Source organism: Olavius algarvensis spirochete endosymbiont, from assembly GCA_900608495.1.
In the GTDB taxonomy this organism is placed as follows: domain Bacteria; phylum Spirochaetota; class Spirochaetia; order DSM-2461; family DSM-2461; genus UBA2779.
In genome coordinates this window covers 33069-52746 of the sequence record UWYT01000081.1, presented here as the reverse complement: position 1 = coordinate 52746, position 19678 = coordinate 33069, and the positions used below count along the sequence as shown (strand labels likewise).

The 19678-nt window shown below is 50.9% G+C and carries 25 protein-coding genes; 20 read left to right on the top strand and 5 right to left on the bottom strand.

Features of this window, described 5'->3' with window-relative positions; all coding sequences use genetic code 11:
- Positions 1 to 56: 56 nt before the first annotated feature.
- The gene (locus S1OALGB6SA_RS01830) at positions 57 to 1097 is read right to left on the bottom strand and encodes a ParB/RepB/Spo0J family partition protein (RefSeq protein ID WP_124032365.1); all 1041 of its coding nucleotides are present in this window, start codon (positions 1095 to 1097) and stop codon (positions 57 to 59) included.
- 17 nt (positions 1098 to 1114) lie between these two features.
- Positions 1115 to 1375, bottom strand: coding sequence for a helix-turn-helix domain-containing protein (locus tag S1OALGB6SA_RS01825; protein WP_124032364.1), 261 nt, complete (start codon positions 1373 to 1375; stop codon positions 1115 to 1117).
- Positions 1376 to 1458: 83 nt separating this feature from the next.
- Between S1OALGB6SA_RS01825 and S1OALGB6SA_RS01820 the strand changes: the two genes are divergently transcribed.
- The 20 genes from S1OALGB6SA_RS01820 to S1OALGB6SA_RS01730 all read left to right on the top strand — a co-directional run bounded on the left by S1OALGB6SA_RS01820 (position 1459) and on the right by S1OALGB6SA_RS01730 (position 16784).
- Positions 1459 to 2379, top strand: a complete 921-nt coding sequence (locus S1OALGB6SA_RS01820) for a helix-turn-helix domain-containing protein (protein WP_195910239.1) — start codon at positions 1459 to 1461, stop codon at positions 2377 to 2379.
- A gap of 302 nt (positions 2380 to 2681) precedes the next feature.
- Positions 2682 to 3176: a PH domain-containing protein gene (locus S1OALGB6SA_RS01815; protein ID WP_230204359.1), complete on the top strand. Its 495-nt coding sequence runs from the start codon at positions 2682 to 2684 to the stop codon at positions 3174 to 3176.
- Between the two features lie 244 nt (positions 3177 to 3420).
- Entirely contained in the window at positions 3421 to 3963 is a 543-nt protein-coding gene (locus tag S1OALGB6SA_RS01810) for a peptidoglycan recognition protein family protein (RefSeq protein ID WP_195910238.1), read from the top strand.
- Positions 3960 to 4106 (top strand): hypothetical protein, encoded by a 147-nt coding sequence (locus S1OALGB6SA_RS10020; protein WP_195910237.1) that lies wholly within the window; start codon positions 3960 to 3962, stop codon positions 4104 to 4106. Before S1OALGB6SA_RS01810 ends, S1OALGB6SA_RS10020 begins: the two co-directional genes overlap by 4 nt.
- The gene (locus tag S1OALGB6SA_RS01805; protein WP_124032361.1) at positions 4093 to 4530 is read left to right on the top strand and encodes a phage virion morphogenesis protein; all 438 of its coding nucleotides are present in this window, start codon (positions 4093 to 4095) and stop codon (positions 4528 to 4530) included. The genes S1OALGB6SA_RS10020 and S1OALGB6SA_RS01805 overlap by 14 nt, the downstream gene beginning before the upstream one ends.
- A gap of 8 nt (positions 4531 to 4538) precedes the next feature.
- A complete protein-coding gene (locus S1OALGB6SA_RS01800) occupies positions 4539 to 5030 on the top strand; it encodes a hypothetical protein (RefSeq protein WP_124032360.1) in 492 nt (163 codons plus the stop codon).
- Positions 5027 to 5245 (top strand): hypothetical protein, encoded by a 219-nt coding sequence (locus S1OALGB6SA_RS01795; RefSeq protein WP_124032359.1) that lies wholly within the window; start codon positions 5027 to 5029, stop codon positions 5243 to 5245. The genes S1OALGB6SA_RS01800 and S1OALGB6SA_RS01795 overlap by 4 nt, the downstream gene beginning before the upstream one ends.
- A gap of 11 nt (positions 5246 to 5256) precedes the next feature.
- Complete coding sequence (locus S1OALGB6SA_RS01790; protein ID WP_124032358.1) at positions 5257 to 6669, top strand: DUF2586 family protein; 1413 nt, start codon at positions 5257 to 5259, stop codon at positions 6667 to 6669.
- Positions 6670 to 7119 (top strand): hypothetical protein, encoded by a 450-nt coding sequence (locus tag S1OALGB6SA_RS01785; RefSeq protein ID WP_124032357.1) that lies wholly within the window; start codon positions 6670 to 6672, stop codon positions 7117 to 7119.
- Between the two features lie 30 nt (positions 7120 to 7149).
- The gene (locus S1OALGB6SA_RS01780; protein WP_124032356.1) at positions 7150 to 7506 is read left to right on the top strand and encodes a hypothetical protein; all 357 of its coding nucleotides are present in this window, start codon (positions 7150 to 7152) and stop codon (positions 7504 to 7506) included.
- Between the two features lie 159 nt (positions 7507 to 7665).
- On the top strand, positions 7666 to 9813 hold the full coding sequence (locus S1OALGB6SA_RS01775) for a phage tail tape measure protein (protein ID WP_124032355.1): 2148 nt from the start codon (positions 7666 to 7668) through the stop codon (positions 9811 to 9813).
- The gene (locus S1OALGB6SA_RS01770) at positions 9810 to 10334 is read left to right on the top strand and encodes a hypothetical protein (RefSeq protein WP_124032354.1); all 525 of its coding nucleotides are present in this window, start codon (positions 9810 to 9812) and stop codon (positions 10332 to 10334) included. The genes S1OALGB6SA_RS01775 and S1OALGB6SA_RS01770 overlap by 4 nt, the downstream gene beginning before the upstream one ends.
- Positions 10331 to 11017 carry a hypothetical protein gene (locus tag S1OALGB6SA_RS01765; protein ID WP_124032353.1) on the top strand — a complete coding sequence of 229 codons (687 nt, stop codon included), beginning with the start codon at positions 10331 to 10333 and terminating at the stop codon, positions 11015 to 11017. Before S1OALGB6SA_RS01770 ends, S1OALGB6SA_RS01765 begins: the two co-directional genes overlap by 4 nt.
- Before the next feature lie 71 nt (positions 11018 to 11088).
- Positions 11089 to 11643, top strand: coding sequence for a hypothetical protein (locus S1OALGB6SA_RS01760; RefSeq protein ID WP_124032352.1), 555 nt, complete (start codon positions 11089 to 11091; stop codon positions 11641 to 11643).
- Positions 11636 to 12022, top strand: coding sequence for a hypothetical protein (locus S1OALGB6SA_RS01755; RefSeq protein WP_124032351.1), 387 nt, complete (start codon positions 11636 to 11638; stop codon positions 12020 to 12022). The genes S1OALGB6SA_RS01760 and S1OALGB6SA_RS01755 overlap by 8 nt, the downstream gene beginning before the upstream one ends.
- Complete coding sequence (locus S1OALGB6SA_RS01750; protein ID WP_124032350.1) at positions 12012 to 13049, top strand: baseplate J/gp47 family protein; 1038 nt, start codon at positions 12012 to 12014, stop codon at positions 13047 to 13049. The genes S1OALGB6SA_RS01755 and S1OALGB6SA_RS01750 overlap by 11 nt, the downstream gene beginning before the upstream one ends.
- Positions 13046 to 13843, top strand: a complete 798-nt coding sequence (locus S1OALGB6SA_RS01745) for a hypothetical protein (protein WP_124032349.1) — start codon at positions 13046 to 13048, stop codon at positions 13841 to 13843. Before S1OALGB6SA_RS01750 ends, S1OALGB6SA_RS01745 begins: the two co-directional genes overlap by 4 nt.
- The gene (locus S1OALGB6SA_RS01740) at positions 13840 to 14913 is read left to right on the top strand and encodes a hypothetical protein (protein WP_124032348.1); all 1074 of its coding nucleotides are present in this window, start codon (positions 13840 to 13842) and stop codon (positions 14911 to 14913) included. The genes S1OALGB6SA_RS01745 and S1OALGB6SA_RS01740 overlap by 4 nt, the downstream gene beginning before the upstream one ends.
- A 33-nt stretch (positions 14914 to 14946) precedes the next feature.
- The gene (locus S1OALGB6SA_RS01735) at positions 14947 to 15522 is read left to right on the top strand and encodes a tail fiber assembly protein (RefSeq protein ID WP_124032347.1); all 576 of its coding nucleotides are present in this window, start codon (positions 14947 to 14949) and stop codon (positions 15520 to 15522) included.
- A 248-nt stretch (positions 15523 to 15770) separates the two neighbouring features.
- Complete coding sequence (locus tag S1OALGB6SA_RS01730; protein ID WP_124032346.1) at positions 15771 to 16784, top strand: NYN domain-containing protein; 1014 nt, start codon at positions 15771 to 15773, stop codon at positions 16782 to 16784.
- A gap of 29 nt (positions 16785 to 16813) precedes the next feature.
- Here S1OALGB6SA_RS01730 and S1OALGB6SA_RS01725 read toward each other — a convergent pair whose 3' ends face one another.
- The 3 genes from S1OALGB6SA_RS01725 to S1OALGB6SA_RS01715 form a co-directional block, all read right to left on the bottom strand.
- A complete protein-coding gene (locus S1OALGB6SA_RS01725; RefSeq protein ID WP_124032345.1) occupies positions 16814 to 17287 on the bottom strand; it encodes a hypothetical protein in 474 nt (157 codons plus the stop codon).
- A 98-nt stretch (positions 17288 to 17385) separates the two neighbouring features.
- Positions 17386 to 17703 carry a hypothetical protein gene (locus S1OALGB6SA_RS01720; protein WP_124032344.1) on the bottom strand — a complete coding sequence of 106 codons (318 nt, stop codon included), beginning with the start codon at positions 17701 to 17703 and terminating at the stop codon, positions 17386 to 17388.
- Positions 17704 to 17709: 6 nt separating this feature from the next.
- Positions 17710 to 19677: a FapA family protein gene (locus S1OALGB6SA_RS01715; protein ID WP_124032343.1), complete on the bottom strand. Its 1968-nt coding sequence runs from the start codon at positions 19675 to 19677 to the stop codon at positions 17710 to 17712.
- Position 19678 lies beyond the last annotated feature (1 nt).

Below are 19678 nucleotides of genomic sequence, written 5' to 3'. Positions count from 1 at the left end.
GCGAGCTATATCCTGCAGAATGTTTTGCCTCTGGTAGGCGCGCCCCTCGGCTCGCGTCATATGAGTTCCTCCTCCAGGGCGTTGATGCTGTCGTTTGTCTGGCTGCGATATTTGCCCCAGCTTTCCAGGAGGAAGGCCCGCTGCTCCTTCAGGATTTGAGCTAGGGCCATGACGCCCGGCTCCAGCCGTCGGGCGGTACGCTCCCGCACCGGACCGTGAGCAAACACCTGAGCCACCAGGGTGGATACTTCGATGCAGGCTCGGTTGATGGCGCGGTCAATCTCATCGAACATCCTGGCCTCGTAGCGCTCCTGGGGGTCGGGCTGGGCATCCAGATAATCTCGCATCTGTTCCATCTCCCTCTTGGTCTGCTTGATTTTCTTCTCATGCCGGAGTTCGGCTTTCAGCCGCCTCTTCTCGGCATTAAGGGCGTTCACCTTCTCTTTGAGCTGACGCTTGTTGGGGTTCTCCTTCTCCACGAACTTAAAGAGCTCCTGCTGCACGGGCTGGGGAAGCTCCCTGATGCGGCGGAAGAGAGTGACGTCGTGGTGAGTGACTCCGGGAACCATGGCGGCGGCACGGTCGCGGGGGCTTTTCTGATTCTGTCCATTTTGGACAGAATCGGTGGAAGCGCTAAAAAATCGACCATTCTTGTCCTTTTCCTGGCCATTTTCCTTTCGCCCATCTTCCTCTTTGTCCAGAAGGTGCATTGTTAGGCGATAGCGCTCTAATAGAGTAAGCTGGCGGCCTAGATTCGTACTGAAGAGAATGTCCTTGTGGTTTTCATTGCCCTTCCAAATGATGCAGGGGACGGTGTGCCACTGGAGAGCCCTGGCGACTCGCAGCCGCTGGTGGCCGGAAAGAACCGTGTAGCCTTCATCTCCGTTTCCCGCTGCCAGGAGAGGCTGGAGGATACCGTGTTTGGCTATATCGGCCTTGAAGCAGTCCCACTCTTCACCTTCGATGTCGTGAAAAAACCTGACGTTGTCGGGATGTTTTCTAAGCTTGATGATTGGGATATTTATGATGCTGCCGTCTGCTCGCGAGTTTCCCCCGGGTGATTCCTGATTGGGAGTTTTTTCTGATTCCTTTAGCATTTATCCCTCCCTGCCGCTCAGAGCATCACTGAGGTTTTTTTGAGTTCTTCCCAGCTTCCATATCCCAGTTCGCAGGCGATGCAGGCACGGAGGCGTTTTCCCTTGCGCACTCCCCAGATGGTGCGGTTGATGGCTTCCATTTGTACGCCGTACTTGGCCGCCAGCGATGTCTGGCTTAAGCCTCTGCGGCCCATAAGGGCTATGATTTTGATGGCGGTTTTAATATCGCGCCTGACAAGCGTCCTCTGGTCAGAGATTGTTTTCTGCGCTAGACTCATCTACGTATCTCCCGTGGGGCTACAGTTGAGAAAAGCCCCTGCTTTTTTGTTTTGAGCAGGAAGCAAGTTTCCTAATGCTTATCATGGTAAACTCTATAAGAGATATTGTCAACCCTAATAGAGTTTTTATGGAGATTTTTTTGGTTGCGAGTCGATTTAAAAAAGTTAGGATGGCTTTGAAGAAAACTCAAAAAGAGTTTGCCGGATTATTGGGCACTGTACAAGGGGTGGTAAGTGATATCGAAAATGGTAGAAAACAACTCTCACGAACGTTGATTGTTGGCGTTGTTCAACAATTTCGAATCGATGCCACGTGGCTCTTAACCGGTGAGGGTTCAATGTTTCGGAGTGATGCGCAGCAGAATGAAAGGCATCAGACAGGTGATGATTTTCGCAAGTCCTTACCGGATGTGTACAATTTATATAAGGATTACCAGCGCATCAAAGAGGAGAAGAAGGACAATCGAGGCTGTTCTTTGTGCGACACTATTAACCAATTGGATTTTCGACGCACAACCAAGGTAGAAGGATTTGCTCTATCCCAGCTAGATGAACAGAGAGAAGAGGGACAAAAGCTTCCTTCTCGCTCGGATGAAGTATCGGAGCCCGAGGAGGAGTACGGCCCTCGCATTGCCCTGCCGCTCTATGAGAGTGTGGCTGCGGGAAAGCCTTTGGAAAGCTTCGATGCAGGTGAGAGTTTTTCTGTTTTCCTATCCCGGCTGCAAGGGCATCCGGACGAGTATTTTGCAGTACGCGTGAGGGGCAGCAGTATGACGGAGGCTGGCATCCCGGATGATGCGATTGTGGTGATGCGAAAGGAACAAGACTTGATAAATGGGAAGATTTATTTGTTTCGGCATGAGGGTGAGTATACATTGAAGCGATATTATCTGGGGAAAGATGGAAAGCCGAGGCTGGCTTATGATGATGGCAGCGGGCGTGAGATGGAAATGCGCGAGGGGGAAGGATGGGAGGTTGTGGGGTTATTCTGTTTTGTGGGATAGGAATAAGGATGGGATTTTTGCGGCTTCTATAGATTCGGAATAGCTTAAAGACACCAGGGAGATCATCCTTGTGAGATATGGACAATGAGCAGTGTATCTAAAGGCATTATTATGTTGGGGCCGACACAGTGTTCTTGGCCTATGGAGTTAGATTGAATTTGTCTATTGAAATCATATTCGGCATATATGTGAAAAAGGAATTATCCATGCTTCATGGAAGATGGAGATATTACAAAAGTTTGTGAGGGAGGGGGAGCTTGTGCCTACAATAGAAGAAGTCTATGAAATGATACAAAATTGGGGTGAGGATCTTGATAAATTTGGGACTGGATAAGGAGATAAAGCATCTCCCTGAAGTTCTCCAAGATAACGAGATTATTTGCTATCTCACATCTGGTCTTATTGAAGGTAATACATGGTTGATTGTATGTACAAACAAAAGGGTTATATTCCTTGATAAGGGCTTGTTATATGGTCTTGAACAATTAGAAATCTCGCTGGATAAAATCAATTCCATCTCACAGAAGCGTGGTTTGATGCTTGGAGAAATAGCCATTTGGGACGGAGCAAGAAGAATTCGCACAAAGAATGTACGCAAAGACACTCTGAAACCATTTGTTGACGCTACAAACAAAGCCATAGAAGCAATGAAAAATGCTACTATAAACAATGTCTCCACAGGAAGGGGTACTGAAGATGTGGCAGCGCAGATTGAGAAATTGGCAGATCTCCATAACAAGAACATACTAACAGATGAAGAATTCCAAGCGAAGAAAAAACAATTACTCGGCCTGTAAAGAAACCAGGTTTCTTCTCAACATAAGGCCTCCTAATGGGATTCATTTTCGCCAGATGTACTAAAACACTTTTTTTCGCAGAAGATAGAATTTAAACAGCATTTAAACGCGCATAGCACCCACAATATATACCACCCATTCCCCCTCCGCCAGGATGGCCAGGAAACTGGTGCCGGGAGGTCCCAAATTATTAAAATATTTTAACAGACTATTTGAAAGTGGTGCAGATACCCTGAAGATCAGGATGAAGATTGAGCAGCACCATTTAAGCATCAATCCCTATAGCCGCTCCGGCAAATTACTGCACGAGGTGAAAACCATAGTAATGCACTGGGTGGGGAATGCCGGCAGCAGCGCCGAGACGAACCGGAATTTTTTCGAGAGTCGCAAGGACGGCAAGCAGGGCTATGGCAGCGCCCACTATATTGTGGGCATAGACGGAGAGGTGATTGAGTGCATCCCCACGAGTGAGGCTGCCTGGCATGTGGGTTCCAAGAGCTACACGGTATATACCCGCAGTTATCTTACAGACGGCAATCCGAATTACTGCACGATTGGGATTGAGATGTGCCATCCAAGGTCCGAAGGGGCCTTTACCTATGCGACGCTGTTTGCCGCCTGCGAGCTGGCAGGCAGTATCTGCGAAGAACATCATCTAAATCCATATCGAGATATCACCACCCATAAGGCCATTGTTGGATGGAAGGACTGTCCGAAACACTGGTGCGAGAATCCTGGGGAGCTGCAGCGTTTTCAGAGGAAGGTAGCCGGGAGTATGGGCCTGTGATTATCAAGATATTCAAAGTTGGAAAATACCGTATTTCCTTACCCGATGATGGGGAAGGAGAGACGACAACTCCCCGGGCCGGATTTCGAGTGAGTAGCATGAGGAAGATGAACTTAAGGGATTATTGGGATGGCAGGCTATAGCTTCTCCGTAGAAACCAGGGATTTCGAATCGGCCATCGGACTTTTCTCGAAGCTCACTCCGAGGCAGATAGCGGAGCTCGGCGCTATGGCCGGTGTGGAACTAATCAAGCTTTCCCGGGAGGCATTCGGGTCGCAAAGAGATCCGGCTGATGGATCTGCCTGGCGAGCTTCGGCTTCGGAGGGCCATAGGGGCCGCTCTACGTTGCGGCATACAGGGAGGCTGATGCGCAGCGTGAAGTGCAAGGTGGAAGGAAGCAGCGTGCTGGCGGGTTCCCATCTGGTTTATGCCCGCATCCACCAGGAGGGAGGCAGTGCCGGAAGAGGCAGGAGCGTGAAGATTCCCCGCAGACGCTATCTGGGACATCGAAAAGAGTGGTCAAAGAGGTTTATGAGAACCCTGGAAGTCCGGAGGCTCTTCACATGATTGGGGCGGTGAAAAAAGTTCTAAGGGACACCCTGGTGAAAGTGGGGATTCCGGAAAAGAAGATTGCCCAGGATGCCCGGGAGGAGCAGGTACTCATTATCAGGCGGGTGAATCTGCCTATTGCGTCTCTAATCACCAACCCCGGGCGATTTGAAGTGAGCGACCACAAAGAAATCCGCCTGGAGACAGAGAAAGGCGCCATATATCGGCAGATGCGCACCAGGAGGGTGATGCCGGTGTTGATGAAGATTATCGGTAGAGATGAGAAACAGGCTGGTGAACTTGTGAGCCGTTTTATAGGAATGCTCCCGTTTTTTTGGGAGTATGAAGGGATACAGGGAGACATCGAACCGGTGAGGGATGAGTACTCGGATTATGAGAGCCGGATGAATCCCCGTTATGAGGCGGCGGTGCTGGTGGAATTTGCCGTGGATGTGGATCCGGCTGGGATGCCTGCCGAATCGGTGGACGGCATAGAGGTGATGAGGAGGCAAATATGAAAAAGACCAATGAGAAGATGGACGTCAAAGACGGGACTGTCGGTACAGGAAAGGAGCTCTTGCAAGATATTCATGCGCTTTCAAGGCGAATGAATATCGATTTTGCAGTATTGGCCGGAGTGATGGAAGCTCAAGGCTGGAAGGATGGGAAAGAGGTTGCCTTGGGGGAGTTCGAGAAAGCTCTGACGGATTTTTTAGGCGCTAGAGCGGGTTAAAGGAGGTTTTAATGGGCATTTTAGGCGATGTAGATATCAGGGTAAAAGATGGCGGGCTGGGCCGTGTGGCCTCTGGCGCCGATGTGCTGGGCGTTGTGGGGGTGGGCTCCGTGGCACGAAGCACCGTGGCTTTGCTTTCCTCGTTTGATGATGTGAAAGCGAAGGTGGGCGATGGTCCTTTAAGGGATTTTCTGGAGGGAGTGTACAGCCAGATAGTCGTACCGTGCTATGCCAGGGTGCTTCCCGGCAGCACAGTAGGAACCATTGGTTCGGTGAATGTCGGCGCTTCCAACGTCGGAGTAGGCGGCCTTGCGGCCGCGGGAAGTCCGGCGAACCGCTACAGAATCAAGGTATCCATCATCTCTAGCGGCGGTCTGAATGCCGCTACTTTTCAGGTGAGTAAAAACGGGATTTGGGGGGAGGTGACTACCGTACCCACAAGCGGCGCTTATCTGATTGAGGGCACCGGCATTACTCTAACCTTCACGTCCGGGACGCCTGACGCGAATCAGCTGTCCTTTGCTAAAGGAGATCGTTTTACTTTTGACACCACTGCTCCGGCGGCTACAAATGGGGAACTTCTGGCGGGAGTGGACGATCTGACTAAGCAAAGCGTCATCTATAGGCATATTGCGGTGGCCGGAGTCACGGCGGCGGCCTTCTGGGCCGCTTTTGCCCTGAGACTGAAAACCCTCACCCAAAAACACCAATGGACCTGGGGTTCGGCGGGGCTTCGAAACCGGGGAGCTGAGGAGAGTACCGATGCCTATATCACCGCACTTACCGGCACTGAGCGGGGCTCGGTAGTGAGCAAACGGCTGATGGTATGCGCCTCCTGGATAGATGTAGTGGATATCGAGGGCTATCAGGCTGAGCGGAACGCTCATGGGAAGCTTATCGGCCGGATATTCCAGAATGGTGTTGCTACCTCCCCGGGATGGACCCGTCTGGGTAATCTGCCGGGTGTGGAAGGCTTGCTTTACGAAGTTAGTCCAGCTCATATCAAGAAGCTCTCGGATGCCGGATATGCCGTCTGCCGGTATTACGACGGCAAGAAGGGCGTGTATGTTGCCGGCAGTGATTTGATGACTGAAGCGACTAGCGATTTTGATACTTCAGTGCGGATTGAGGTGATGAACAAGGCCTGCCGGATGGTGCGGGATGCGCAGTTCCCCTATTTGAAGCAGGGCTTCGATGTGCTTTCCGATGGACGGGTGCCGGAGCTCTCTCAGGTGATAGCCGCCGGGGAACAGGCGCTTGATGTGATGATCCGGGACAAGGAGATTTCCTCCGGCAGGATCATGCTCCCTGAGAGTCAGAATATTCTGGCAACTAAGAGAATTAGCGAAGAAATCATCATCGTGCCCCGGGGGCAGATGGATGAGATTCGGGCCACCATCCAATTTGAGAATCCAAGGAGGTAAATGATGGAAGGAACAGTCAACGGTCAACGATATGCCTATGTGCACATAAAGGTAACCTTTCCCTTCGGGCTGGCTACGCTGCTGGAATCCATTGAGTACGACGATGAGGACGGCGGCGAAGTGGTAACCGATATGTCGGGCATGCCCGCGGGCTATGTTCCCGGAGAGTATTCGGGGACATGTAAAACCGAGATGGCTTTCTCGGACGCCCATCGCTTCGAAGAGACGGCCGCGGCATCCGGCGGTTTCTACAACATGTCGCCCACCCCGGTAACGGTTACCTACGGCCATCCCGCTTCGGGACAGTCCTTGATTACTGATGTCCTGGAGGTGAAATGGACCAAGCGAAGCAAGGGCAACAGCAAGGGCGACAAGATGCTTAAGCGGTCGTTCGAGGGCGTATTGACCAAGCCGATCCTCTCTAACGGGATACCGGCATTAACTCGATGACTCTGGCGACCATGAGAAGGAGGTTTGAACATGGTGAAGAATAACGTGCGTGATGCGATTATCAAGGCAGGCAAGGAGCGGCGCCAGGGAGAGCTGTTCTTAGCCGAATACTCCTTTGCCGATCGCGCGGGTGAGGCCGTGGATCTATGCTTCACCTACCGGGAGCCGACAGGAGCGGAGCTCCAGGCTTACTCGGAGATGCAGGTTCGTGATGCAATCGAAGCCAACCGCTGGCTGATGAAGGCGCTGGTGGTATCCACGGAGGGAGGCAAGCCCATTCTGGACATTGTAGGGGCGCACAACATTGCCGTTTCCACCTTTATGACCGAGTACATCAACCCTTTGTACGGGAAGGTTCTGGAGATGAGACCGTTTCAGAGCCTGTAAGTCCCATTGTCCGGCAGCTGCTTTTTATCAGGCGCTTTCTGGGGATTGATGCCGCACATGAGCCCATCTCCCGGATAGGAAGTCTATTGGATGAGGCCGTTTACGTGAGGGATTTGGAAGTGGACGTGATGGTTCGAGCTATAGGAGAGGTTTTCAAAGATGGCTGAGTTCAACAGTGAAATCAAAGTCTCGTTCATTGAAGATTTCTCCCGAGACGTCCAGGCCGCCCGGAAACAACTGGAGGGTCTCTCCACTGTTAGCGCCGGCTTCAATGAGGCCGGACTCGCCATGCTGCGTATGGGAGCCGGACTGACTGCCGGTGTAACCGCTCCGCTGGCAGACGTGGGCGTGGCGGCCTACAGGGCAGGAGAAGAGCTAAATAGAGGTATGGCCAATGTGCAGAGCCTGGGGCTTACTCAGGCAAGGGTGGCCGAACTGAAGCGGGGGGTGCAGGATGCGGCGATTGCCACCCGGACCAGCACCAGCGACATGAGCGAAGGACTCTATCAGGTTATATCCGCCATGGGTGATTCTTCAAATACCTTAAGCCTCTTGGAAATCAACTCCAAGGCGGCCACAGCTGGATTGGCCTCAATCACTGATGCCATCAATCTTTCATCCGCCGTTATGAAGGGCTACGGCGAGGTATCTGTGACCGCCAACCAGAAGGTAGCGGACTTGGCACTGCAAACAGTGAACCTGGGACAGACGACATTCCCTGAACTGGCGGCGTCTATTGGCCGAGTTACACCGCTGGCCGCCGAGATGCAGGTTCCAGTGGAAGAGCTTTTTGCCACTCTTGCCACCCTTACGGGGGTTACAGGCGGCGCGGCCGAGGTTACCACGCAGATGCGCGGGGCCATGCAGGCGTTTATGGCTCCATCCAGGGAAATGAGCGGTCTTCTTGCCAGCCTCGGCTTTGAATCCGGAAAGGCCTTGATCGAACAGTTGGGATTTCATGGAGCAATTCTGGAGGTGGTGGACGCCTCTAAGCAAAGCGGCAAGTCATTGCAGAGCCTCATGGGAAGCATAGAAGGGCAGACCATGGCTTTGGCGCTGGCTGGAGGTCAGGCTGATGTGTATCCGGAAAAACTGGCTGCAATGGCAAGCGCCGCGGGTGCCACCGAAACGGCATTTCTGGCCCAAACCGAAGGAATCAACGCAAACGGTTCCGCCATGGATTTGATGCGCGTGAAGCTGGAGGTGATGATGCAGAGGCTCGCTGATGGACTGGCGCCGGCTATTACGGCCGCCATGAATGTAGTGGGCCCTTTCATCGATAAAATCGGCGCTCTTTCTGCCAAATTCGCCGAGCTGGAGCCGGCTCAGCAGAAGAACATCGTTAAGATTCTAGACATCGCAGCTGTGGCCGGTCCCGCGCTGATGGCACTTGGAGAACTCTCTCGCGGAATCGGCGGCGTTCTAAGCGCGACAAGAACCGTGGCTCTGATATTCGGCGGATTAGTGCGCGGGATTAGCGGGGTAGTTAGTATAACCCTAAGGGCTATCCCATCAATACTGAGTTTTGCGGCAGCGAATTGGGCTGCATTGGCGCCGGTATTGGCGGTAATAGCAGGCATCGGAGCGCTGATAGCGGTGGGAGTGCTGGTTGTAAAGCACTGGGATAAGATAAAAACCTTCTTCGTGAATCTCTGGGAGGGTGTGAAAAACATCTTCCGCGCAGCCATCGACTGGGTGGTGGGCATTTTAGACAACAAACTGGTGCAGGGCGCGCTTGTTGTTATCGCTCCATTTATTGGAATACCTCTTGCAATAATCAAGAACTGGGATGCTATAAAGAATTTCTTTGCGGGCCTCTGGGAAGGCATTAAAAATGTCTTCAGTGCGGGTATCGACTGGATTAAGGGCAAACTTGCCAATATCCCTCTGATTGGCGGGCTCTTTGACGGCAAGGAAGACGGCTTGTTCGGCGGCCGCCGAAATCCCGGTGCCGCCGTGGTAGACACCCTGGCAGCAGGAATGACCGATGCCCTTCCCGCCGCCGAGCAGGCGGGCTTGATGGTGGCCAGTAGGGTGGATGATTACATACCCCACTCTGATGCGAAAAAGGGACCGCTATCGAGATTGACTGAATCTGGGGGTTCGTTAATCGAAACTTTGCGGCAAGGTGTCCTGAAAAAGCGCCTGGATCTATCCGGCCCCTTGGGTTTAGCGGTTAACGGCAAGGAATCCTCGGGGAGCGGATCGACTGTTGTCAATATCGACAATCTCACAGTGCAATCGGATGAAGCTGAGGATATTTTCAGCTTTGTGCGCATGCTCAAAGCGGCTGGGGGTGCGGCGTGATTCTCATCGCCGATGCCTCATCTCTTTTCTTAAACGGCCAGGCCGTGCCGGGGGTCTTCGAAAACCTCTCTGTGGGCTCCAAGCTGCTGGTAGACGCGAAAGCCGTGGAGGGAGGCTCGGGCAAGCAGTATCAGGTTAACGGTTTTGATGATGCCTCGATCTCCTTCGCTCTGCGGCTGATAGACGGAGAGCTGAGCAAGGAGAACGCTCTAGCCAAAATCACCGGGCTCTTCAAGAAGTTCGATGAATCTGGCGAGCCGGTTATCTACACCCTGGATTTCCCCCAAGCGCGGGCGTGGAACCTGCAGGGCTGTTTGTTCCTATCCCTGGACTCCTCGCAGGGCGGAGGCAGGCAGGAAATCAAGGTGAAACTGAAGTTCACTGAATATCGCCCCGAAGTAGCGCGCATCCAGGAGCAGATGCAGGAGGGAGATGTGAAAACAGAAACCCTCGATCCCCCCGCTTCTCCGGTGTTGAGCACACAGGAAGAAATCGATATCCTGCTGGAGCGCACGCGATGAAGATCAGGAAACTGAATCTGGACGTGAAGATCGGCGGGAACTCCATGCGTCCCTCTTCAACGCGAATCGAGCAATATGCCGCATCTCTGCCCTTTTGCGAAATAGTGCTCTCGGGAGAGGAGAGGCAGCCGGTGAACTTGGGTGAGAATGTTTTTGTAAACCTGGATAACAAGCGAATCTTCTCAGGTTCCCTCCTCTCTCTTGGCCTGGCTCATGGCGGGCTATCTTATAAATGCGGACATGCCCTAAAAACCTCAACAGTCAATTTCCGCAGGGAGAAGGCATCATATGTTTTGAACCACCTGGCCGATCAAAGCGGTATAGGAAAACGGCAGATGGAAATCCCGGATGTGGAGCTGCCGCATTATCATTGCCTGGGCGATGGATGGCAGAATCTTCTGGCTTTTGCCAGTTCCCTGAGCGATTGGACTGATGATGAGTTTGATATTTTCTTCGATGCTTTCGGAGTGCTTAACCTGAAGCCTGTTCGGGATTCCGGGGAGGCAGTATTTGAGTTTCAAAGGGGTAAAAACACCCTTTTAATCAGGGATAAAACACTAAAGGCTTTCCCGCTTCCGCTTGGCTACGGGGATACCATCGAAGTAAGCAGCAAGATGCGGCGAGCACTTGGCCTGCATTACTTCATCTCCCCCCAAAACTCCCTGATGGAGGTGCTCTTCTGACTATCAGGAAGGTTGTAACCCGATGGCTGGATGCGGCGCTCCCTCATCGCCAGGGCCCTCAGATTGGAAGGGTGCTGAAGTTCAATTCCGGAAAAGGCGAAAACACCTACTCGGCCAGGGTACGGATACTCAAAACAGGCAGTCTGGAAGAAACCGAATGCATCCTGGAAGACGTGCCGCTAAGTCCTATATGGGCCAATTCCCAAGGGGCCGGAGTCTATGCGCCCCTGCCGGAGGGCACCCTGGTTATCGTGGCTTATGTGGAACACAACCCCTCCTATCCTTACATACAGGCTCTCTGGGGCGAGTTCTACAATGCGGCGGATTTCAAACCGGATGAACTCCTAATTACCAACGGCACTATCTCCATCACCGTCAAATCAGGGGAGCTGCATCTAAATGGCTCTGATTTCGGAGGGCTTATCAAAATAGGCGAGCTAGCCGCCAACCTGAACAAGAACGTGGAGGTGCTCTCATCCCTGATTGACGCATTGCGAAAGGGTCCAATAACTGAATCCGGGAACGGCGCGCCCTCCGCCTTGCAGGGGGCTCTGGCAGCGGCTCTGACCGGAAAAAATGTGGGCGATTTCTCACAGCTTGAAAACACGGCGGTAAAACATGGGTGAAACCTGGAAAAAATTCGGCTCGGACATCCGCCTGGACCGCTTCGGTGATGTGATTTTCACCGACGATGGGGACTTGGAAGTGATTAACGGCGGTGCTCTGGTGGCTCAAGATCTGCGCACCGAAGTGATGCTCATCCCAGGCAGCTGCTTCTGGGCGCCCTCTTTCGGACGAGGGCTGGAGGATGCACTTCAGGGACCAGATTCCTTCGATGTGGAAGCCCTGCTCAGAACAGCGGCCCTGGGTGATGAACGAGTCTTTTTCGACTCAATCCGAACAAAACGCTTGGATGATGGAAGCTATCTGCTCTCGTTCCGACTCTTTGAAGATGTGGAACCCATAGAGCTGTATTTTGACTTAAAGGACCGCTATGTGGATTGATAAATCAAAGGATGAAATCCGGGACGCCATATTGACTATTGCCAGAGAGGAGACCGGGCTTGGCTCCTTCAAAGAGGGAGGCGTTCTTCGGGGTCTGGTGGAGACTTACACTCGGACTCTCTATCCGCTCTATCAGGATGTAATCAATTTCTATGGAGGGCAGTTCACCTACATGAAGGCCTCTGGTTCGATGCTGGAACTGCGGGGCCGCGAGTTGGGAGTCATCCGCAAAAGCCCCCGGAAAACCCTGGGAGTCTTGCGTATTGAGGCTATCCGTTCAGGAACAATCAGAGAGGGTACTTGGTTCGTAAGCTCGGGAGAACTGCGGTTTAAAAACCTTGAGGACACAGCCTTCCATGCAGGAAACAATGATCTCGCTGTGGAAGCCGAGTTTCCCGGGGCTCTCTATAACATACTGCCTAACACGGATATCCGCACCACCTCCGTGATAGACGGCATCATCAGCATCCTTGTGCCTGCAGGTTGGATAAGCACTCCGGGGCGCGATATAGAGTCTGATGCCGATTATCAGAGCCGAATAATGGCAAAATGGGATGCCCTGGGTGAGGACAATCGGCCCGGTAAGTATGAATTGCTGGCTCTCTCTATCCGAGGGGTTAACGATGTAAAGGTGATCCGTACGCCTCGAGGTTCAGGTTCTATTGATATCATCCTTGGCGGCGATGCCGGAATCCCTTCATCTTCCACCTGTGATGCCGTCTATCAGGCAATTTCCGATTCTTATCTGTTAACTCGGGATATCCTTGTTAAACCTGCCACAGCGGTCAATCGGGAATTCGAACTCTCATTCTCCGGAGATGCGGGCGAATCCCAGGTGGAGCAAACTCTCAGGCTTTGGTTGCAATCTCGAAAAATCGGTGAATCGGTAGTCATGCAGAAGCTCTACCAGGAGGCGCTTCACCCCCTTGAGCTTAACAACCTGGAGTATCAGAAACCCACACAAAACATCACGATCGGGCCGACTTCCAAAGTAATTCCCAGTTCCATCACCGTGAGGTCATCATGAGCACCTGGGAGTGGATAGAGAAGGAGTTATCACCCCCCGGGATTCGCAAGGCGGGGCGACGAGGCCTTTATCGAATCATCGGCCGTATCGCCCAGCAGGCAGCCGATGATATGGCTCAATCAAAACGGGGGTTCTTTGCTTATCTGGCCAGAAATCTCGATGCTCACGGAAGCAGCAAAGGTATCCCTCGTTTCCCTTTCGATACAGATGAGAGCTACCGTCGAAGACTGACAAGTGCCGCTGAAGCTTTGTCCTCCACAGGTAAGCTAGGGGGCCTGAAATCCTTCCTGGATTCCTACATCCCCGGCCGTTGGAGATTGATGGATTCACCCAAGAATTTCTTTAGAGTCGGGTTCGGCCAAGTCGGGATAACTCCTATTGGAATTCCTCCTATGGTGATTGTATATGTTGCTGATTTAACCACAGATGAGCAGAGCGACATTGAGGCGTTCCTGGATTGGTTTCTGGGCGCGGATATCGAATACCGTGTTCTTCTGGGGGGCGCCAGCCTCCCTTCTGCGCCGCTTAGTTATGAGGATTTAGGGAATAATGGCGGAGCGGCCTGGCTCAACTGGCATCTGATACAGGTTGCACCGGTGATTGTCAGCCTGCTCCCCTATGGCGCCTTCGCTATCGAATCTGGTAAGGGTGTGGGCAGGGGACGGATATACCGGGGCTCGGGCGTCTATGTGGTGGTATGCTGCTCGGCCGGCAGCCGAAAGGCCATTGAAGACAGGCTCAAGCTCTTAATCGAGAGCTCAATTGAAGTGATCTTTGAGGAGAAAGAACTGTGAATAAACGAAACTTCGTATTCAATTATGTGCCGTTGAAAAGGGACTTCGACGAGCTGCAAAACGACATGGAAGGTGGAATCAAGGACGTGGCCAAAACCGTGGCGGGGATGGGCATCCTCTCGGGACTATCGGTGAGCATATCTTCATCTGTGGCAACAATCAGCCCCGGGGTGGCTTATGATGGGCAGGGCAACAGGATCGCACTGGATAATGCCCTCACGGTTGATATGGGTAGCATCAACCGGCCATCTGCCGGCAAGTACAAATGGGTAACCCTGGCTTTGCGGTACCAGGTTGCGAACGAGGGACAGGTTATCGATGGAAACAATGTCAGCTGGCCCGCGCGGCTTCTGGATTCGTGTTCAGCCTTGCTTCTGGAGGGCAGCGATGGAACGGCAGTCACAGCGCTTAAACCACCCTTCCTAAACTGGCAGGTGCCCCTACTGGATATACGGGTAGACCCCTCTTCAGCCTGGGAAAACCTGGTCACCGAAACAAACCGGCGGCCCATATTGATTCCCATAGCTACTGCCTCGGCCCAGTTGGAAGCCCACAAAAACGAAAGAATCACCAGCAGCCATGCCGTGCACGGCATCAGGCAGGGAGCCGGACATGGCTTCGACGCGGATACCGTAGACGGCAGACATCTCTCGGAAATCTTGAATATGGTTTACCCGGTGGGCAGTTCGTACATCCAGTTTCCAGACTGTCAAACTCCGGCGGCAATCGGTTTGCCGGGGACTTGGGAAGCACAATTCGAAACTGAGGGGATATTTTTCAGAACACCGGGTGGCCGGGCTTCCGCATTTGAATCGGGTATTCAGGAAGATGCTATGCAGCGAATAACGGGAATTATGGCTCGCAATGTCCAGCATCAATCGAGTGGAGATGGCAGCTCGGGGGTTTTTCGATACAGATATGTATGCGGTGGTAATTCAAGCGGTGGGAATTCAAGCGGTAGATATACTTTTGATTCCGCCTGGTCTAGGAGTCCTGCCACAGCCAAAACCGACGATGTAGAAACTAGGCCTCGCAATAGAACCTTCCGCATTTGGAAAAGAACAGCTTGATGGAAACAAGAATGAATATGAAAGGAACTAGCTATGTATGCAGTAACAAGTAACAACATTGTCACAAGAATCCTCTCCTGTGCAGAACAGGATAAGCCTGATAATTCGATTGAATACCCGGATGAAGCACAGATCCATGCAGGATGTGATGTGCGGTTTTTTTCGTCCTCAGGCACAAGACTGACTGTAGCGGAGGCGGCGGCGGCTAATCTCATAAGCGCAGGTGACAATCAGAGGGCGCTATGGGAGAACGGTAAATACGTAGTAAAGGACGACTATACCAACACGCCGACATGGGAAAAGTCCACGGGAAATCTTAGGAAACTGGCTCTCGGGGAAAGCTTGGATTCAACTCTCACACTTAAGATGCCGCCAGACTCTGAGGCCGTGTGGCAGTCGAATAGATGGGTTATCCCGAGCGCGGTGAAGGAAAGACGAGCAAGAGAGAAGAGGGATGAACTGCTTCTGAAGAGTGACTGCGTAATGTTGCCGGACTATCCGTCGACAAACAAAACTGCATGGAAAACCTATCGCCAAGCGCTGCGAGATGTGCCGCAGCAGGCAACTTTCCCAAGCAATATCACCTGGCCGACTCCGCCGGCTAAATAGCAAAGTTCTCTGGTGAGAAAAGAATGACGGCCTCTAAAAACCGGTCTCTAACAGGCGCCGATTTTAGTGGGTGGTGCTCCCGTTTTTCTCATTTTACTTGCAAAAAATTCTCATTTTGCGTGCAAAGTTACAATTGACGCTTAAGCATAGAGCCCTTGCTCCGCAATTCGGGCGAAAAGCTAAAAATTAACCCTGAGATTGGCAATTGCCCTCGCAGTAAAAGTAGATTGACAGTAAGCTTATAATTAATGAGCTATAATGTCGCTATTTTCTGGGATGTGGAAAACGTAAAGCCATCAAGTTCCGCAAATCTCTTCATCCAGGGTTTATGGGATTACTCCGAAGGGCTCGGGCGTGTAGTCAGCTCATATGCCTACGCCGATTGGAGCATGCTGGCCTATAAACAGCTAGGCCCCTCGCTTGCATCCCTTCATTTCAACATGATCCACGTACCATTTAGAGGCCGCCGCAGGGACAAGAATAGTGCCGATATGCACCTAACCAACGACTGCCTCGATCTTCTACGCTTCCAAAGCCACATTGATGTCTTTCTATTACTCACCGGTGACAGCGATTTCAGGCCGCTTGTTATGAATCTAAAAAAAGCTGGTAAAATAACCCACATCGTATGCGATATAAAAAATGCCAGCAACGATCTTTTGCGATTGGCTGACAGCTTCACTGACTATAGAGATATGTTCCCCTCTGAGGAAGAAGACTCCTTCGAAGATACGACTGACGAGAATACAGGGAAACGGGCCATTACAACAGCTTACTCAAAAGAATACTGGTTTGAGCGTCTAGCGGAAACCGCGTCCATCCTTCACAAGGAAAAAAAAGGCACTGATCCCGGGAATGTAAAAATATCAATGAAAAAGCTAAATCAGGGATTTGATGAAAAATCCTTGGGTTACAAACGCTGGGGTGATTTCATAGCCAGTGCATCCAGGGCGGGCTATATAAACATGGAGTATGATGACAAGCAATCGGCAATCATTCCGGGGAGGCAATTCAGCCAGGAGACAGGATCGCTTCAGATCGCCCTGAAAACACTGGTGGAAACGCTAACTGAAATGGACGGGCGAGCAAGGCAACCGGAATTTCATCGATACGCAGTTGTTAGTTCCAAACTCAGAGATAAGGGTATCAATACAAAAACACTGGGATTTAGCCAATTCAAGAAATTCATTTCATCCGCAGAAGCCCGCGGACTGGTGGAGACTCAGGTAGAGAAGCTGGCAAGCTTCGTGAAGAGGCTGTGATTAGAAGATTCAAGCTTATTGTTAGATCATCAATCCCGTTTATCATGAATAGAAATGGTTAGTTCAGTTTCCCCGCGGCTAATACCCAAAATAGAGGCGATTTGTTCTACACTTTCGCCTTTACGAAAAAGAATCAAAACCTTTTCCTGAGTTGATAGTGATTGGAAACCCGCACTTCCGTAGTTGGGAGCTCTGAGCGTCTTCAACTTTGGATTGCCTGATTGTTCTGTATTGTCTTCATGCTCATCCAGCTCATTGTTCTTATTCTCCAACACAAGATTAAGCGGTCTGGATCTACCAAGCTTGGTATAAACATTGCTGGATATTTCTTGCTTCTCCTTTCTCAGAACGTTTTCCAACTTATTGGCTCGATCGATCAGGCTACTCATGGTACGAATTTTGTTTTCAATAAGCACGATGTTTCGCTCAGTGGCACCATTGATATCGGTAAGCATATTGTTAATCTCGTCCCTTAGTTTTTTGAAAGTTCCCTTGGTTTTCATATCGCGTTCGAGTTTCCTGCGCCAAAGATAAGCGAAAGCGGCACTGGTTATCAAAGCCGCAATAATTGAAGCAGATAAATATAACAAAAACATGGTAACTAGCTAGACAGGTTGATATGCCTGCCTACTTCCGGATCGGTTACCACTTCTTTTTCCGAACTCTTATTCTGTCTTGATTCTCTTTTATTCTTCCTATATTTCCGTTTATTGCCTGGTTCGTTATCCCTAATAGCCTGGGCCTCGTCTCCGGAAGGCGTTTGAGTAACCATGCGCTCCTCTTCCAGCTTCCGCATAACTTGAGATCGCGCGGCTTGGGACTGCTGGAGCATTGATTGCTCCTTGATTAGGGCCTGCTCCTTGCTAACTTCATCCATTTTTGCAAAGAGTGTTTGCAAGTCAATTGGTTTTATACTCATTAGTCTTTATCTCCGAGTAAGATCTTCCTCGATATCATGGAAACTAACCACGCGAATATAGTCACCTTCCAAAATGAAGGTTACAGATTTTTCATACGATTCTTTTACAACGTACTCCACATCGTGAATTCTGATAACAACCCCTGCCAGCACCTTATCTGCCGCCGAAATTCTGCCATTGGTCTGCAATGTCTCCAGATATTCTCTCTTCTTATGTATTTCTTCATCGACATTTTGCAACTCTGCATGAAGTTTATCATACTGTAGATTCAGTCGCTCTAAGTGCCTAGTCTTATCCCTCGGCAGATTTTTGCCATGTATCTCAGCTTGACGTCTAAGTCCTCTTAAATTCAGTTCCACTGAATCGTATTGACTTTCAATTTCACTTCTCTTCTCCAGAAGCTCCTGCAGTTCCCCTCTTACTTTGGGATCGAATCCAACTTCAATTCTGGTCTCGGCCCCACCGGCTGAGCCTAGAATAACCGCATTTACCTCGTTCAATGCCTTTATGTGTCCACCGACTATTTTTGCGCGACGCCCCCTGCACAATACTTTTTTCTGAGAAACAACGTTCGAATTGACGATGCCGGAACTTACAATTACGAACTCGCCAGCCTCAACTCGAGAATTTTGGATAAAGGAAGACCATATGGATTTCCCGGCGACAATATGCCCAAAGTCTTCACTTTCTCCACCGTTGACACCCCTTGAGACAATAATATCTCCACCTGCATTCAGATTTGCCCTCCCAACATACCCCGCAACCTCTATTCTTCCCTCCGCAGTTACAGAGTATCCATCCTCAACATTGCCTCCGATTTCCACCGAGCCTAACACGTTTACATTTCCTGTTGATGTGTCAACGTTGCCAGGGATTAATAATACGGTGTCGACTGTGATTTTTCCATTCTTCAGCATAACGTGACCGCTCTTTGTGGCAATGGCTTTCGTACCATTCTCAGAAAGAACAACATTTGTACCTACCTCAATTTCTATGTCCCGGCCATCTTTGGCTGGAAGGTTTTGGCCATATACTGTCCATCCGCCTACACCTAGTTGAGGTTTCGTTTTGCTGGCCAATGGCTGACCTTTAATCACATTTCGAATTTTGTTTAATTCTTTGAAATCAATGCTGCCATCTTTGCGTTCTTGCATGTGAATCTTATCTGGTTCAGTTTCAAAATCATAATATATCTTAGCATCGACACCGTGGATGGGAGCCGTTCCCTCTGCAACAAGGTATGGGGTGCCAAATATAGGGAAATCCTCGAATTCCTGAAGCGCATCCTCAAGCAAGCCGCTGTCAATCCCGTTGTTCAACAGAAATCCTTTGATATCATCGGCGGTTAAATCCGCACCACCGGGGCCTGGCTCCGCAGTATTTATGTAAGCTTTCATTTGGTCACCAGATACCACAAGTGACATCAGAGCATCATTAGCCGGATTGTAATTAATCTCTCCGGCCCTAACCCACATCATGTCCGCTTGCTGAGCCGCAATAGTTATACTATCTATGTCGGGCTCATTGGCGCCCCTTCGCTTAAGTATCTCCAGGATTTCATTTGCCGCTACAGATGTTCCCCTGCCAGTCGGTGGAAACACCTTCACCCAGGCGCCATCCGAGCCCAGCCGAACTGAGAAACGACCGTCCACATCGGCAGGAATTTCCACGCCCTTCTTATCGTACGAGGCTAAATCGAGTTCTTCTGCGAGGCTTTTAGCTTTTTTTGCAACGCTCTTGTTAATGGATTCGTACGCGACAATCCTGAAGGGTCTTCCTTTAAGTCCCAAAAAACCAAACGAACCCCTGTCGAGTATCTCATACTCTATCACTCTGATCGGCAATCCCAATTCCAGCGATGCTTGCATCAACGCATCATCTAAATTTTTACCGGAAACTTGAACACTCTTCATTTCTTTAGTCTTTGCGATTTCCAACTTCATCCTTTCGCGAAAATCATCAAGACTAATCATG